17 protein-coding genes are annotated in these 14,311 nt (G+C 70.8%); 6 read left to right on the top strand and 11 right to left on the bottom strand.

The features are described 5' to 3' along the window. Positions 1–129: 129 nt before the first annotated feature. Complete coding sequence (locus tag ADK57_RS32755) at positions 130–1,038, bottom strand: SMP-30/gluconolactonase/LRE family protein (RefSeq protein WP_053753274.1); 909 nt, start codon at positions 1,036–1,038, stop codon at positions 130–132. Positions 1,039–1,125: 87 nt separating this feature from the next. Here ADK57_RS32755 and ADK57_RS32750 point away from each other — a divergent pair, with 87 nt between their 5' ends. Beyond that, positions 1,126–1,563, top strand: coding sequence for an Lrp/AsnC family transcriptional regulator (locus tag ADK57_RS32750; RefSeq protein WP_053753273.1), 438 nt, complete (start codon positions 1,126–1,128; stop codon positions 1,561–1,563). A gap of 12 nt (positions 1,564–1,575) precedes the next feature. On the opposite strand, the gene ADK57_RS32745 is transcribed toward ADK57_RS32750, so the two are convergent. The 5 genes from ADK57_RS32745 to ADK57_RS32725 all read right to left on the bottom strand — a co-directional run bounded on the left by ADK57_RS32745 (position 1,576) and on the right by ADK57_RS32725 (position 4,430). After that, positions 1,576–2,226: a TetR/AcrR family transcriptional regulator gene (locus ADK57_RS32745; RefSeq protein ID WP_053753272.1), complete on the bottom strand. Its 651-nt coding sequence runs from the start codon at positions 2,224–2,226 to the stop codon at positions 1,576–1,578. After that, a complete protein-coding gene (locus tag ADK57_RS32740; protein WP_053753271.1) occupies positions 2,223–2,903 on the bottom strand; it encodes a DUF4166 domain-containing protein in 681 nt (226 codons plus the stop codon). The genes ADK57_RS32745 and ADK57_RS32740 overlap by 4 nt, the downstream gene beginning before the upstream one ends. Beyond that, a complete protein-coding gene (locus ADK57_RS32735) occupies positions 2,900–3,652 on the bottom strand; it encodes a hypothetical protein (protein ID WP_053753270.1) in 753 nt (250 codons plus the stop codon). Before ADK57_RS32735 ends, ADK57_RS32740 begins: the two co-directional genes overlap by 4 nt. A 143-nt stretch (positions 3,653–3,795) precedes the next feature. Beyond that, positions 3,796–4,089: an MTH1187 family thiamine-binding protein gene (locus tag ADK57_RS32730; RefSeq protein WP_053753269.1), complete on the bottom strand. Its 294-nt coding sequence runs from the start codon at positions 4,087–4,089 to the stop codon at positions 3,796–3,798. After that, the gene (locus tag ADK57_RS32725) at positions 4,086–4,430 is read right to left on the bottom strand and encodes a DUF3817 domain-containing protein (protein ID WP_053753268.1); all 345 of its coding nucleotides are present in this window, start codon (positions 4,428–4,430) and stop codon (positions 4,086–4,088) included. The genes ADK57_RS32730 and ADK57_RS32725 overlap by 4 nt, the downstream gene beginning before the upstream one ends. A 413-nt stretch (positions 4,431–4,843) precedes the next feature. Between ADK57_RS32725 and ADK57_RS32715 the strand changes: the two genes are divergently transcribed. The 4 genes from ADK57_RS32715 (at position 4,844) to ADK57_RS32700 (ending at position 7,500) form a co-directional block, all read left to right on the top strand. After that, entirely contained in the window at positions 4,844–5,476 is a 633-nt protein-coding gene (locus ADK57_RS32715; protein WP_053753266.1) for an AIM24 family protein, read from the top strand. 1 nt (position 5,477) lies between these two features. After that, positions 5,478–6,128, top strand: coding sequence for an AIM24 family protein (locus ADK57_RS32710; RefSeq protein ID WP_053753265.1), 651 nt, complete (start codon positions 5,478–5,480; stop codon positions 6,126–6,128). A 2-nt stretch (positions 6,129–6,130) separates the two neighbouring features. Further along, a complete protein-coding gene (locus ADK57_RS32705) occupies positions 6,131–6,928 on the top strand; it encodes an AIM24 family protein (RefSeq protein WP_053753264.1) in 798 nt (265 codons plus the stop codon). Positions 6,929–7,023: 95 nt separating this feature from the next. After that, complete coding sequence (locus tag ADK57_RS32700; protein ID WP_053753263.1) at positions 7,024–7,500, top strand: MarR family winged helix-turn-helix transcriptional regulator; 477 nt, start codon at positions 7,024–7,026, stop codon at positions 7,498–7,500. A gap of 73 nt (positions 7,501–7,573) precedes the next feature. Here the strand turns inward: ADK57_RS32700 and ADK57_RS32695 are convergent, their stop codons facing one another. Together ADK57_RS32695 and ADK57_RS32690 are read right to left on the bottom strand one after the other, a co-directional pair. Beyond that, a complete protein-coding gene (locus ADK57_RS32695; protein WP_053753262.1) occupies positions 7,574–8,995 on the bottom strand; it encodes a sensor histidine kinase in 1,422 nt (473 codons plus the stop codon). After that, the gene (locus tag ADK57_RS32690) at positions 8,992–9,717 is read right to left on the bottom strand and encodes a response regulator transcription factor (protein WP_053753261.1); all 726 of its coding nucleotides are present in this window, start codon (positions 9,715–9,717) and stop codon (positions 8,992–8,994) included. The genes ADK57_RS32695 and ADK57_RS32690 overlap by 4 nt, the downstream gene beginning before the upstream one ends. 135 nt (positions 9,718–9,852) lie before the next feature. Between ADK57_RS32690 and ADK57_RS32685 the strand changes: the two genes are divergently transcribed. Next, positions 9,853–10,488 (top strand): PepSY domain-containing protein, encoded by a 636-nt coding sequence (locus tag ADK57_RS32685; protein ID WP_053753260.1) that lies wholly within the window; start codon positions 9,853–9,855, stop codon positions 10,486–10,488. A 231-nt stretch (positions 10,489–10,719) separates the two neighbouring features. On the opposite strand, the gene ADK57_RS32680 is transcribed toward ADK57_RS32685, so the two are convergent. The 3 genes from ADK57_RS32680 to ADK57_RS32670 form a co-directional block, all read right to left on the bottom strand. Next, positions 10,720–11,928: an MFS transporter gene (locus ADK57_RS32680; RefSeq protein ID WP_053753259.1), complete on the bottom strand. Its 1,209-nt coding sequence runs from the start codon at positions 11,926–11,928 to the stop codon at positions 10,720–10,722. A gap of 160 nt (positions 11,929–12,088) precedes the next feature. Next, entirely contained in the window at positions 12,089–13,045 is a 957-nt protein-coding gene (meaB, locus tag ADK57_RS32675; protein WP_053753258.1) for a methylmalonyl Co-A mutase-associated GTPase MeaB, read from the bottom strand. A gap of 61 nt (positions 13,046–13,106) precedes the next feature. After that, entirely contained in the window at positions 13,107–14,309 is a 1,203-nt protein-coding gene (locus ADK57_RS32670; protein ID WP_053753257.1) for an acetyl-CoA C-acetyltransferase, read from the bottom strand. Positions 14,310–14,311 lie beyond the last annotated feature (2 nt).

Genomic DNA, 14,311 nt, shown 5'->3' with positions numbered 1-14,311 from the left:
TGCTCTCGGTGTGCCTGCCGGTCGTACTGGACGTACTTGGGCTTTCGGCCGGTGCGGCGAGTGGGGGTGCCCCCTCTGGGGGAGCGTGCCGGGCGTCGCGGGGCAGGCGGGACTTTCGCAACACGACCTCTAGAGGCGCGGTGCTCCCGTCACCGACATGACCAGCGAGTACAGGGAGGTCGTGGCAGTGATGAACAGGCGGTTGTTCTTCGGTCCGCCGAAGGCGACGTTGGAGACGGACTCGGGCACGCGCAGCCGGCCGATGAGGGCGCCGTCGGGGTCGTAGCAGTGGACGCCGTCGTCCAGGGCGGCGGCCCACAGGCGGCCCTCGTCGTCGAAGCGGATGTTGTCGAAGTGCACGTCGCCACGGCCCTCGGCGAAGACCTTCCCGTCCGAGAGCGTGCCGTCGTCGTGGATGTCGAACACGCGGATCCGGGCGGCCCGCGAGTCGGAGACGTACAGCCGCGCCTCGTCGGGGGAGAGGATGACGCCGTTGGGCCCCTCGAACCCGTCGGCGGCCAGGTGGACCTCTCCGGTCGCCGGGTCGATCCGGTACACGTTGCACGCACCGATCTCGGACTCGGCGCGATGGCCCTCGTAGTCGCTGGTGATGCCGAAGTCCGGGTCGGAGAACCAGATCGTGCCGTCGGAGCGCACGACGGAGTCGTTCGGGCTGTTGAGCCGCTTGCCGGCGTAGCGGTCGGCGAGGACGGTCACGGAGCCGTCGGGCTCGGTGCGGGTGACACGGCGGTTGCCCTGCTCGCAGGTGACCAGGCGGCCCTGCCGGTCGAGGGTGTTGCCGTTGCTGTGCCCGGCGGGGGTGCGGAAGACGCCGACCGCGCCGGTGGCCTCGTCCCAGCGCAGGATGCGGTCGTTCGGGATGTCGCTCCAGATCAGCTGGCGCCAGGCGGGGAGGTACAGCGGGCCCTCGGCCCAGCGACAGCCGTCGTACAGGACCTCCAGCCTGCTGTCGCCGTTCGCACAGCGTCCGGTGCGGAAGCGGTCGTCCAGGATCTCGTACGGGCTGTCGGCGGGCATGACGTCCTCTCAGGAGGGCTGAGTGCAGGATGCCATTCAACATAACAGGCACGCGACCGAACCATATATGGTTTTCACATGAAGCCAGTGGATGACATCGACCGTCGACTGATCGCACTCCTCCAGCGGGACGCCACCCAGTCGTACGCCGCACTCGGCAAGGCGGTCGGCCTGTCGGCGGGTGCCGCGCACGAGCGCGTGCGCAAGCTGCGTGAACAGGGCATCGTCCGGGCCACGACGGTCGACGTCGACCCCGCGGCGCTCGACCGCGGGGTCCTCGCCTTCGTTCTGGTCGACTCGACGGCGTGGATGGGCGACCGGGCCGAGGACTTCGCCGCCGTACCGGAGATCCAGGAGGCGCACGTCATCGCGGGCAGCGCGGCCGTCCTGGTGAAGGTGCGCACCGCGACCACCGAACGGCTCCAGGACGTGCTGCGCCGCCTGTACGCGATCGACGGGGTCAGCGGGACGCAGGCGACGGTGGTTCTGGAGACCTTCTTCGAGCGGCCGTTGGACGCCGGGTAGGACCCGGACCCGTCAACGCCGCCCGGTCCGGCGCAGATGATGCCGCACCGCCCGCTGGGCGACCGGGCCGAGCTCCTCCAACGCGCCCACGAGGAAGCCGAGTTGCTCCAGCGCGTCCAGTGCCGCGGCGGCGCCGGTCGCGTCCACCCCTTCGTACAGCTCGATCCCCACGAACGACGCCGCGACCGCCCGCGCCAGCCCCGCCGGATCGGCGAACTCCCCCAGCGGTGTCGCCGCGAGCACCCGGGTCAGGACCTTCTCGATCTCCACGACCCACAGTTCGAGCCCCGCCGCGGTGGCGGGCCCGAGACTCTCGTGCGTCTGTGCGCCCGCGAGCAGCTGACCGAGCAGCGCGACATGCCCTCCGGCCCGTTCCTGCTCGTGGATCTCCCGTCCCAGGACGAGGAGTTCCGACAGGGACGTCACGGCGTCGAAGCGGGCGCGGTAACGCGACACCGTCCGCTCCGCGCCGTACCGGCAGGCAGCAGCGAGGAGTTCGTCCACAGAGCCGAAGTGGTAGAAGACCAGCGCCTGGTTGACCCCGGCCGTCGCCGCGATCGTACGGGCGGACGTCTTCGCGATGCCCTGCTCGGTGAGCGTCCGCAGCGCGCCGTCCAGGAGTTTGGTCTTGGTCTCCAGGGACTTCGCCGTCTCCGGGCTCATGCGCGCCGCTCCTCGCGGACCGGGCGGAGGCCGGGACGCACACCGCAGGTCGTGATGTCGGTGTACGTGGCCTTGAAGGAACCCTCGTAGCCGAACAGCGGGCCGAAGTAGTCGTTGACGACACGGACCCGGATGCGGAAGCGGCCCCTCTCGTCGTCGTAGGACTCGCGCACCTCGGCCGTCGCGCCGACCAGTCCGGGGACGCGCACGTCCACCACGCCCTCCCGGAACCGGTGTTCGCCGGAGCGGATGAGGAGCGACCCGTCGGGCTCGGCGCCGAAGTGGAGGTCGCTCGCCAGATGCTGGTGGGTTCCCAGATAGTCGAGGACGCGGTCGCCCTTGGGGCCCAGCACCATCTGGGCGTCGAAGCGCCGGGCGCGGCCGGGCAGATGGAAGGTGCGCACGAAGGTCACCGTCTCACGGCCGTAGGTGTCCGTGTACGGCACGTTCTCGATGGTGAAGGGGACGTGCCGGCCGGCACGCGGGACCAGGATGTTGCGGGTGGTGCCGAGGGCCAGGAACGGCTTCACGAAGGCTCCGCCGTGCCAGATGCGGTCCATCACGCCCCGGCCGGTGCAGGCCTCGCCGCTCGTCAGGCCGACGGAGAAGCGCCGCTGCAGCTGGGGGTGCAGGCGGTCGAAGTCGGCGCCCATCACCGTGCGGAAGATCGAGGTCATCGCGGGTTCTCCAGGGTGCGCAGGACGCGGGGGGCGCGGACGCGTGTGGGGGGCTGGCGCAGGCAGCGGCGGGCGGCGGGGGTGCAGGACAGGGGCGCTTTGAACACGGCCAGCGAGATGGCGACGGCGAGGAACAGGGGCCAGACGTACGCCATCGATGCCGCCAGCGGGCCGAAGAGGCGCAGGAACTGTTCCAGGCCGAGGCCGGTGCAGGCCACGGCGATGACGAGGGCGCGGATCAGGAGCTCGGCCAGCCAGTTCCGCAGTGCTCGTTCCGGGGTGATGCCGCGCTCCAGCCACAGGCGGAGGCGGTCGAAGGACCAGGCCGTCGCCCAGCCCATCAAGGGGCGGAGGACGAGGCGGTCGGCCAGTGCGCCGAAGGCGCCCCAGCGGGGGCGGTAGTCGTAGCCGGTGAGGAAGCGGACTCCGTCGCCGTCGGGGACGTACCGCCAGTAGCCGCTGCCCTCGGCCAGGAGGGAGAGGGGGTGCGGGGAGGCGAAGCGGAGTACGGAGGTGCGGGTGCCGTCGGGGCGCTCCCGTTCGCCCGCGGAGACTCCGGTGCCGGCCACGGTGAGGCCGGGCAGGATCCGCGTGGCGTACCGGAAGCGCTGCGGCTCGCCCTCCGCGCGCGGAAGGTAGTCGATCTCGCTGAAGCGCAGGTCCCAGCGTCGGTGCCGGGACGGCTCCTGTGTGCGGGTCCAGAGGTCGTCGAGGTCGGCACGGATGCGTGCCTCTATGTAGAGCCCCATGTGAATCCCCCAGGTGAGCTCACTGTTTGAGCGACTGCTCAAACTTCCTGGGGAGGAAGATACAACTCTTTGAGCGATCGCTCAAACAGGAGGCGCAAGAAAACCCCGGTCCGCGCGGGACCGGGGTTGCTCCTACCGCAGGGCTACTCGGAGAGATACCGCTCCACCGTCTCCACCTTGGAGGTGAGACCGTCCGTCACTCCGGGGCGGATGTCCGCCTTGAGCACCAGTGACACCCGCGGCGCCCGCCGCTCCACCGCCGCGACCGCCCGCTTCACGACGTCCATGACCTCGTCCCACTCGCCCTCGATCGACGTGAACATCGCGTCGGTGCGGTGGGGCAGGCCCGACTCCCGGACCACACGGACGGCGTCGGCGACGTACTCCCCCACGTCCTCGCCGACGCCGAGCGGCGTCACGGAGAAGGCGACGATCATGCCTTCACGGCCTTTTCCTGGCGGGCCCGGGAGGCGATGACCGCGTCCTCGGCCTCGCGCCTGAGCTTGCGCTCGGCGAAGAAGCCGCCGGTGGGCAGCACGGAGAGGACGAAGTAGAGCGCGGCGGTCTTCAGGGGCCACTTCGTACGGTTCCAGGCGTCGGCCCAGAAGATCACGTACAGGACGAAGAGGACGCCGTGGATCATCCCCATCACGGGGACCGCGTTGAAGTCCGTGGTCCGCTTCAGCACCGAGCAGACGAGGAGAAGAAGGAAGGAGATCGCCTCGGGAGCCGAGACCAGGCGGAGGCGGCGGAGGGCGCTGGCGGTCTTGATGTCCACGGGTCACCTTCGGTGGGAGAGACGTCGGACGGTTTGTGAATGCGAGCACAAACGTTCGCCCATTGTGGCAAACGACTGTGCGGCGCACGGGCGGGGGGTGGAAGCCGGTGCCGTCGGCCGGGGAGAGCGCGTACCGCTCGCATTCTTCATGACCCTGCCGAGGCGGAGTGGTGCTGCCTCCGGACCTCGGCGGACCGCGTCGGCCTTCGTCGATCAGGGGCCGATGCGGGACGACGAGGAGGACGCGGTGCCGCCCCGGTCCGCGGCCGACCTGACCGCGGGGAAGGCCGTCATCCGACTCCCTGGGGCGAGCGACCGGACCCTTGCGGGCCCTTAGGGGTTCGATCAGGGTCCCGCTCCACCCTCAGGCTCTGTTGGCAAAGGCTCCCGACGGCTACCTTCGCAGCGTGGCGATGTTCCGACTTCAAGGCAGCAAGGTGCTGGCCGTCGACATGACCGGGGACGCCGTGAAGGCGAAGAACGGCTCGATGGTCGCGTACGACGGACAGATGGACTTCAAGAAGCTCAGCGGCGGCGGTGAGGGCATCCGGGGAATGGTGACCCGGCGGATCACCGGCGAGCAGATGACACTGATGGAGGTGAAGGGGCACGGGACGTGCTGGTTCGCGGACCGGGCCTCGGAAATCAACCTCGTCGCCCTCCAGGGCGACAAGCTGTACGTGGAGTCGAGCAATCTGCTCGCGACCGACTCGGGCCTGCGGACCGGCACGTCGTTCACGGGCATGCGCGGGGCCACACAGGGCAACGGACTGTTCACGACGACGATCGAGGGCCACGGTCAGGCCGCGATCATGTCGGACGGGCCGGCGGTCGTGCTGCGGGTCAGCGCGCAGTACCCGCTGACCGTCGACCCGGGCGCCTACATCGCGCACCAGGGAAACCTCCAGCAGTCCTTCCAGTCCGGTGTGACGTTCCGCACGTTCATGGGCGAGGGCGGCGGCGAGGCCTTCCAGATCCGCTTCGAGGGCGACGGCCTGGTCTACGTCCAGCCGAGCGAGCGGAACACGATCGCGGGGGATGTGTGACATGGCCTTCGTTGAGATCAACTCGAAGATGGTCGAGGCGACCGTGCTGCCCGGGCAGCGGCTGTTCAGTCAGCGCGGGGCGATGCTCGCCTACAAGGGCGAGGTGTCCTTCACGCCCAACATGCAGGGCGGCCAGGGCGGGGTCATGTCGATGATCGGCCGCCGGGCGGCGGGCGAGGCCGCCCCCCTGATGTCCGTCGAGGGCAGCGGCACCGTGCTGTTCGGGCACGGCGGCCACCACGTCCAGGTCATCAACCTCACCGGCGACACCCTGTTCGTGGAAGCGGACCGGCTGCTCGCCTTCGAGGGCACGCTGGAGCAGGGCACGATGTTCATGGGCTCCCAGGGCGGCGTCATGGGCATGGTCCGCGGCCAGGTCACCGGCCAGGGGCTGTTCACGACCACCCTCCGCGGGCACGGCTCGGTGGCGGTCATGGCGCACGGCGGGGTCATCGAGGTCCCGATCACCCCGCAGCGCCCGGTCCATGTCGACCCGCAGGCGTACGTCGCCCACCACGGCGACGTACGCAACAAGCTGTCCACCGCGCTGGGCTGGCGGGACATGGTGGGCCGCGGTTCCGGAGAGGCGTTCCAACTGGAGCTCAGCGGCAACGGCGCGGTGTACGTCCAGGCCTCGGAGGAGAAGCTGTGAGCATGTACGGGGCTCCGGGCGGCGGCCCGACGGTCTACGACCCGATGACGCTGCCGTCCGACGACAACGTCAACAACTACACCTTCTGCGTGGAGCTCAAGGGGAGCCAGTGGTTCCTGCAGAAGGGGAAGATGATCGCCTACTACGGCTCGATGGAGTTCAACGGCATCGGACACGGCCGGCTGGACCGACTTGTCCGTACGTCCTTCCATTCGCCTCTGCACGCGAGCGACTGGGTCGTGGCGGAGGGCTCGGGCAAGATGCTCCTCGCCGACCGGGCCTTCGACGTGAACTCCTACGACCTGGAGAACGGCAACCTGACCATTCGCTCGGGCAACTTGCTCGCTTTTCAGCCAAGTCTCGCCCTCAAGCAATCAATCGTGCCGGGTTTCCTGACACTCATCGGAACCGGAAAGTTCGTGGCGGCCTCTAACGGTCCGGTGGTGTTCATGGAACCCCCGATCCGGGTGGACCCGCAGGCGCTCGTCGGCTGGGCCGACTGCCCCTCTCCGTGTCATCACTACGACCACGGGTACATGACCGGCCTGATGGGCGGTCTACGTGCGATGACGGGCCTCGGCGGGGCCTCCGGGGAGGAGCACCAGTTCGAGTTCGTCGGGGCCGGCACGGTCCTGCTCCAGTCGTCGGAGGCGCTGATGGCGGAGCAGGCCACGGGGATGGTTCCGCAGCAGGCCGGGGTGCCCGGTGGCGGCGGGGCTCCCACAGGTCCCGCACAGCAAGCCGGCGCACCGCGCCTTCCCGGACAGCTGGGGGACCTCCAGCGTCGCTTCGGGCTGTGAGCGGTAGTCTGCGGAGTGTGACGTCGAACGTGTGCGCGCCGTCGTCACACCACCCTCACTAGTTCGCCTTTCAACCTTTTAGGTAGACTTCATTCATGGAGACCGAGACGGCCACGCGCTGGCTGACCGATGCGGAGCAGTGCGCCTGGCGCACCCACCTGGAGGTCAACAGGCTGTTGACGTACCAGCTCGAAAGGGACCTGCAGCCGTTCGGCCTGACAATGAACGACTACGAGATCCTGGTCAATCTCTCCGAGTCGGAGGGCGTACGGATGCGGATGAGCGACCTCGCGTCCGCCACCCTCCAGTCCAAGAGCCGCCTCTCCCACCAGATCACCCGCATGGAGACCGCGGACCTCGTGCGGCGCGAGAACTGCGAGTCGGACCGTCGCGGTCTGTACGCGGTCCTCACCGAGCACGGCATGGAGACGATGAAGAAGGTCGCGCCACATCATGTGGCGTCGGTGCGGCGGCACTTCATCGATCTGCTGTCCCCCGACGCCCTGGTGGAACTCGACAAGTCCCTGAAGCCCATCGCGGAGCACCTGCGGGGGCAGCGCGGACGTCCGTGACCCGGACGTCGGGCATCCGAGCCCGGGCCGTCCCGGCCCCGGCCCCGGCCCCGGCCATCGAGATGGCGGCCATCTAGGCGAGCGGCAGGCGGAGTTCGAACAGGGCTCCGCCTGCCGGCGCGTCCCGGACCGTGAGCGTGCCGCCGTGCCGTACGGCGACGTCCCGGGCGATGGCGAGCCCGAGCCCGGCGCCGCCGTCGTCGCGGCTGCGGGCGTCGTCGAGCCGTACGAACCGCTCGAAGATCCGCTCCCGGTCACCCTCGGGCACTCCGTTCCCGTCGTCGGCGACCCCGGCCACGGCCCACTCCCCCTCCCGCCGCACGGTCACCGTGACCGCCGAGCGGGCGTGCCGCGCCGCGTTGTCCAGCAGGTTGGTGAGCACCCGCTCCAACTGCCCCCGCGACCCGGCCACTTCCACCGCATCCGGCGCCTCCACGCCCACGCCCGCCCGCCCCGCGGCTTCCTCCCGCGCCAGCGCGGCCAGGTCCAGCCGAGCGGCGGCGGCGGGCCGCTCCCCCGCGTCCAGCCGGGCGAGCAGCAGCAGGTCGGCGGCGAGGCGCTGAAGTCGTACGGTGTCCTCGACCGCCCCTGCCACGTCCAGCAACTCGGGGTGCGCGGCGCCCACTTCGAGCTGGGTGCGCAAGGACGCGATCGGGCTGCGCAGCTCGTGCGAGGCGTCGGCGACGAAGCGGCGCTGGCGTTCCACGGAGGTCTCCAGGGCGACCAGCGTCTCGTTCGTGGTGCGGGCGAGCCGGGCCACCTCGTCGTGCGTGTCCGGCACCGGGACCCGGCGGGCGAGGTCCTCCGAGGCGGTGATCGCGGCCATCTCGCTGCGGATGCCCTCCACCGGGCGCAGCGCACGCCGGGTGACCAGCCAGGTCACGCCCGCGACGACGGCGAGCAGCAGTGGGAAGCCGATCAGCATGACGGTCGTCGCGGTGCCCACGGCGCTCTGCTCGGCGGACAGGGGGGCGCCGGCGTAGACGGTGAGCAGACCCAGTTTGTCGGTCTCCAACTGGACGGCGGCGAAGCGGTAGTCGGCACTGTGCTGGTCGATCGTCGCGGAGCCGTTGGTGAAGACGGTCTTCTCGTCGATCTCGCCGGGTTCGAGGGAGGAGTCGTCGTCCGCGTCCTCGTCGGCGTCCTCGTCGCCGGTGCCGTCGGTGGGCGTGGATGCCTGTGGGCGCACGGCGCCGGTTCCCGTGCCGCTGATCCGCTCCAGGTCCTCGCTCGCGGCGACGAGCGTGCCCTTCTCGTCGACGACCTGGACGGGCCGGTCGTCGTCGTCCAGGGACAGTTGCTCGTAGGTCTTCCCGCCGGAGAGGTCGGCGGCCACCGTCCGCGCGGAACGCTCCGCCTCCGTCCCGGCCTGCCCGATCAGGTTGGACCGCAGGGACAGCAGTACGGCGGTCCCGGCCGCGACCAGCGCCACCGCGACGACGAGGGTGGCGGCGAGCGTCGCCCGGGACCGTACGGAACCGAAGAGCCGTCTCATCGCTGCTCCGCCTCCAGCCGGTAGCCGGCGCCGCGGACCGTCCGGATGAGCTCGGCGCGCAGCTTGCGGCGCAGGGCGCTGATGTACACCTCGACGATGTTCGGGTCGCCGTCGTACGCGAAGTCCCAGACGTGCTCCAGGATCTCGGACTTGGACACCACCTCGCCGGCCCGCACCACGAGCTGCTCCAGGACCGCGAACTCCTTGGCGGTCAGCGCGATCTCGTCGTCCGCGAGGAAGACGCGGCGGGCGGCGGTGTCGACCTTCAGGTCGCCGTGCACCTGCACGGGCGAGGCCCCGCCGCCCTGCGCGCGGCGCCGCAGCAGGGCCTTGATCCGGGCGACGAGGACGACGTACGAGAACGGCTTGGTCAGGTAGTCGTCGGCACCCGTGTCGAGGCCCTCCGCCTCGTCGTACTCGCCGTCCTTGGCGGTGAGCATCAGGATCGGCACGTCGTGGCCCGCGGCGCGCAGGGCGGCGCAGACGCGGTAGCCGTTGAGGCCGGGGAGCATGATGTCCAGGATCACGAGGTCGTACGTCCCCTCGGTGGCCCGGTGCAGACCCTCCCGGCCGTCGTGGACCACGTCCACGGCGTACCCCTCGGCCGTCAGGCCCTTGGCGAGCGACAGGGCCAGCCGCTTCTCGTCCTCCACGATCAAGAATCGAAAGGGGCGACGCGAAGCGTCTCGAGCAGGGTGGTGGTGGGTGACGGGTGGGCGCATGACTTCAGCTTGGCAAAGCCGAGCTGAAGATCTCTTCAGGGGGCTTCAGGTTCCTCTCAGCGTCGATCGGCCATGTTGGTTGACGTCGAAAGCGAAACGAAGCGACTGAATCAGCATGATTCCGGAGGTAACCCCATGAAGCGCAACATCGTGATCGCCGCCGTTACGGCCGCCGCTCTGGTCGGGGGCGGTACGGCCACGGCTCTCGCGGTGACGGGGGACGGCGACGAGGGGACGGCGCGGCAGACGGACGTCCAGGTGAACGGGAGCGGTGTCCAGGACGACGGCACGGCACGCGTGTCCGGTGACGTGACGGCCGCCGAGGCCATCGCCTCCGCGCTGCGGCACTCGCCGGGCACCGCCGTCTCCGCCGACCTGGACGACCAGGACGACGCCGGGCCGGTCGTGTGGGACGTCGACGTGCTCGGCAGCGGCAACACCTGGCACAGCGTGCGCATCGACCCCGGCACCGGCAAGGTCCTCGGCTCCCACACCGAGCACGAGGACGACACCGCCGAGGTGCGGGCCGCTCTGAAGGGGACGTCCGTGACGGCTGCGGAGGCGGCCGACGCCGCGGCCGGCAAGGGCACCGTGACATCGGTGGACCTGGACGAGGACGGCACCTCGAAGGCCTGGGAGGTGGAGACGCACAAGTCCGGCAAGGCCGAGCAGGACTGGAACGTCGGCCTGAAGACCGGCAAGGTCACGGCGGACCGGGCGGACGACGCGGACGATGCTGATGACGCCGGTGACGACGTCGACGACGACTGACGTGGGGTAGACGTGGGGTAGGGGCGCCGCCCCTGCAACCCGCCACAGGAGGCTCCGCCCCCTGGACCCCCGGCCTATGCCCACCCACCACCCGACTCGGTCGGACAGGAGTGGCCCTCGCCCTGCCGACTCGGTCGGACGGGAGGTGCCCCCCCGGGCTCCGCCTCTCGCCCCACCGGGACGGGTGGCAAGGTGGGCAAAGGCCGGGGGTCTGGGGGGCGGAGCCCCCAATTACGCCCGCGCCGGCGCCGGTGCGCGCACTCCCGCGATCACCGCCGCCCCCACCGACACCCCGCCCGCCACCACGAAGCACACCCCCAGCGGAAGTCGCTCCACCAGCACCCCCATCGTCGCCGCCCCAGCCGAACTCCCCGCGTTGAAGGCCGTGTTGACCCACGCCCCCGACTGCGTACGGAACCCGGCCGGGGCGGCTTCGTCGGCGATCAGATAAGCCGTCGTCAGGGCCGGTGCGACAAACAGCCCCGCACAGGCCGCGGCCCCCGCAAGGGTGACCACGCCGGGCGCCAGACCGGCGACGCCGAGCGTCACGCCCAGGCCCGCCGCCAGGAACGAAAGCCGGACCCGGGCCGGCATACGCCAGTCCACCGCACCGTTGAGCAGGCCACCGACGGCGCTGCCCGCCGACAGCGCCGCGAGCACCCAGGCCACGGTGTCGTCCCCGAGCTGCCGCTGCCCGGCGAAGGCGACGACGAGGAGGTCGACGGCGCTGAGGGACAGACCGACACCGCCCGCGACGACGATCGGCTGCAGCAACTCCCGCCCCGGCGTCAGCGGCGCCCGTCGGCCCTTGCGTACACGCCCGCTCCCGCGCACCGCGCCGACCGCCGGTGACAGGACGAACGCCGGCGTCCCCACCCCCATCAGCAGCGCGCCCAGCACCACGCCCACCGCGGGCGACGCGAAGCCGACCAGCACGCCGACCAGCAACGGGCCGGTGACGTAGAGGAGTTCCTCCGCGACCCCGTCCAGGCTGTACGCGCGCTGCAGCAGGAGCCGGTCCTCGGCGAGTTCGCCCCACACCGTGCGCATGGTGGGGCCGAGCGGCGGCGCGCAGGCGCCCGTGACGGCGGCGATCAGGCCGAGCAGCAGTCCGGAGGCGCCCGGACGCCAACAGGCCACCGCCAGCGCGCAGAGCAGCCCCGCGTACAGCAGCGCCATCGGCAGCAGCGCGCGGCGCGGGCCGTAACGGTCGACGAGGGCCGCCCGGTAGGGCGACAAGAAGACGCCCGTGGCGCCGAACACGGCCATGACGACGCCGGCGACGGCGTACGACCCGGTCGCCCGGGTCACGCAGAGCATCACGGCGATCGGGACCATGCCGTACGACAGCCGGGCGGCGAGGGCGGCCGCGAAGGTGCGCCGGGCATGGGGAATGCGGAGTACCGCGGCATACGAGGGCCGCGGGGAGACAGCGGACACGACAAAGTTCCTCTACTGGAGGCAGGGAAGGGACGCCGAAGTGCCGCGACGGCCACGGCGTGCTGCCGGGTGCGGTCGCGGGCTCGGGCGTGCCCTATGCCAGGAGGAGGAACATGTCGATCAACGTATCAGCGGGTCCGCGGAGTTCGCCATGGGCCGCTCAGCCCTCCGTCAGCCCCGCCACCAGCTCGTCCGCCGCCCGGTAGGGGTCCAGCTCCCCGGCGACGATCTTCTCCGCCAGGGTGCTCAGCCGGCGGTCGCCGTGCAGGTCGCCGATGCGTTCGCGCAGGGCCGTGACGGCGATGGTCTCGACCTCGCGGGCGGCGCGCGTGCGGCGGCGTTCGGCCAGGACGCCCCCCTCCTCCATCCAGGCGCGGTGCTTCTCCAGGGCCTCCACCACCTCGTCGATGCCCTCGGCGCGCGCGGCGACGGTCTTGACGATGGGCGGACGCCAGTCGCCGGGGCCGCGGGACTCGCCGAGGCCCAGCATGTGGTTCAGTTCGCGGGCCGTGGCGTCCGCGCCGTCGCGGTCGGCCTTGTTGACGACGTACACGTCGCCGATCTCCAGGATTCCGGCCTTCGCCGCCTGGATTCCGTCACCCATGCCCGGCGCCAGCAACACCACCGACGTGTCCGCCTGGGAGGCGATCTCGACCTCCGACTGGCCGACCCCGACCGTCTCGACCAGGATCACCTCGCAGCCGGCCGCGTCCAGGACACGGATCGCCTGCGGTGCGGCCCAGGCGAGGCCGCCCAGGTGGCCGCGCGTCGCCATCGAGCGGATGTAGACGCCCGGGTCGGAGGCGTGCTCCGACATGCGGACCCGGTCGCCGAGCAGCGCGCCGCCGGAGAACGGCGAGGACGGGTCGACGGCCAGGACGCCGACCCGCTTGCCCTGCTTGCGGTACGCGGTCACCAGGGCGGACGTGGACGTCGACTTGCCGACGCCCGGCGAGCCGGTGAGGCCGACGACGTACGCGTTGCCGGTCAGCGGAGCCAGTGCCGCCATGACCTCCCTGAGCTGCGGGGACGCCCCCTCCACCAGGGAAATCAGCCGGGCCACGGCCCGCGGCCGGCCCTCCCTGGCCTGGGCGACCAGTGTGGAGACGTCCTGCATCACAGCTCCGTTCAGCGAGATCAGAGAGACCAGAGAGATCAGAGACAGACCTACAGCGAACTCAGGCCTTCGGTACCCGCACGATCAGTGCGTCACCCTGACCGCCGCCACCGCACAGCGCCGCCGCGCCCACACCGCCGCCGCGCCGCCTGAGCTCCAGCGCCAGGTGCAGGACGAGCCGGGCGCCGGACATGCCGATCGGGTGGCCGAGGGCGATCGCGCCGCCGTTGACGTTCACCCGATCCGTGGACACCCCGAGGTCCTTCATTGACTGGACCGCGACCGCCGCGAAGGCCTCGTTGATCTCGACCAGATCGAGGTCGGAGACCTCCAGGCCCTCCTTCTTGAGGGCGTGCAGGATGGCGTTCGACGGTTGCGACTGCAAGGAGTTGTCCGGTCCGGCCACATTGCCGTGGGCGCCGATCTCGGCGATCCACTCCAGACCGAGCTCCTGCGCCTTGGCCTTGCTCATCACCACGACCGCGGCGGCACCGTCGGAGATCTGCGAGGCCGAACCCGCGGTGATCGTGCCGTCCTTGGTGAACGCCGGGCGCAGCTTGCCGAGCGACTCGGCGGTGGTCTCACCGCGGATGCCCTCGTCCTTGCTGAAGACGACCGGCTCGCCCTTGCGCTGCGGGATCTCCACCGGGGTGATCTCGGCCTCGAACAGGCCGTTCTTCTGGGCGGCCGCGGCACGCTGGTGGGACAGCGCGGCGATCTCGTCCTGCTCGGGGCGCCGGATGCCGAGGCGGGTGTTGTGCTTCTCCGTCGACTCGCCCATGGCGATGTTCTCGAAGGCGTCGGTGAGACCGTCGTACGCCATGGCGTCGAGCATCTCGATCGCCCCGTACTTGAAGCCCTCGCGGGACTTCGGCAGCAGGTGGGGGGCGTTGGTCATGGACTCCTGGCCGCCGGCGACGACCACGTCGAACTCGCCGGCGCGGATGAGCTGGTCGGCGAGGGCGATGGCGTCGAGGCCGGACAGACACACCTTGTTGACGGTGAGCGCCGGGACGCTCATCGGGATGCCGGCCTTGACCGCGGCCTGGCGGGCCGGGATCTGCCCTGCCCCGGCCTGGAGCACCTGGCCCATGATCACGTACTGCACCTGGTCGCCACCGATCCCCGCACGGTCGAGGGCGGCCTTGATCGCGAAGCCGCCGAGGTCGGCTCCCGAGAAGGACTTCAGCGAGCCCAGCAACCGTCCCATGGGCGTCCGGGCGCCTGCGACGATCACCGAGGTCGTGCTGTTCGATCCAGTCATGA

Origin of the sequence: Streptomyces sp. MMG1533, assembly GCF_001279775.1 — a bacterium.
Classification (GTDB): Bacteria; Actinomycetota; Actinomycetes; order Streptomycetales; family Streptomycetaceae; genus Streptomyces.
Note: the sequence above shows the minus strand (reverse complement) of the source record. Positions and strands in the feature narration are given on the sequence as shown.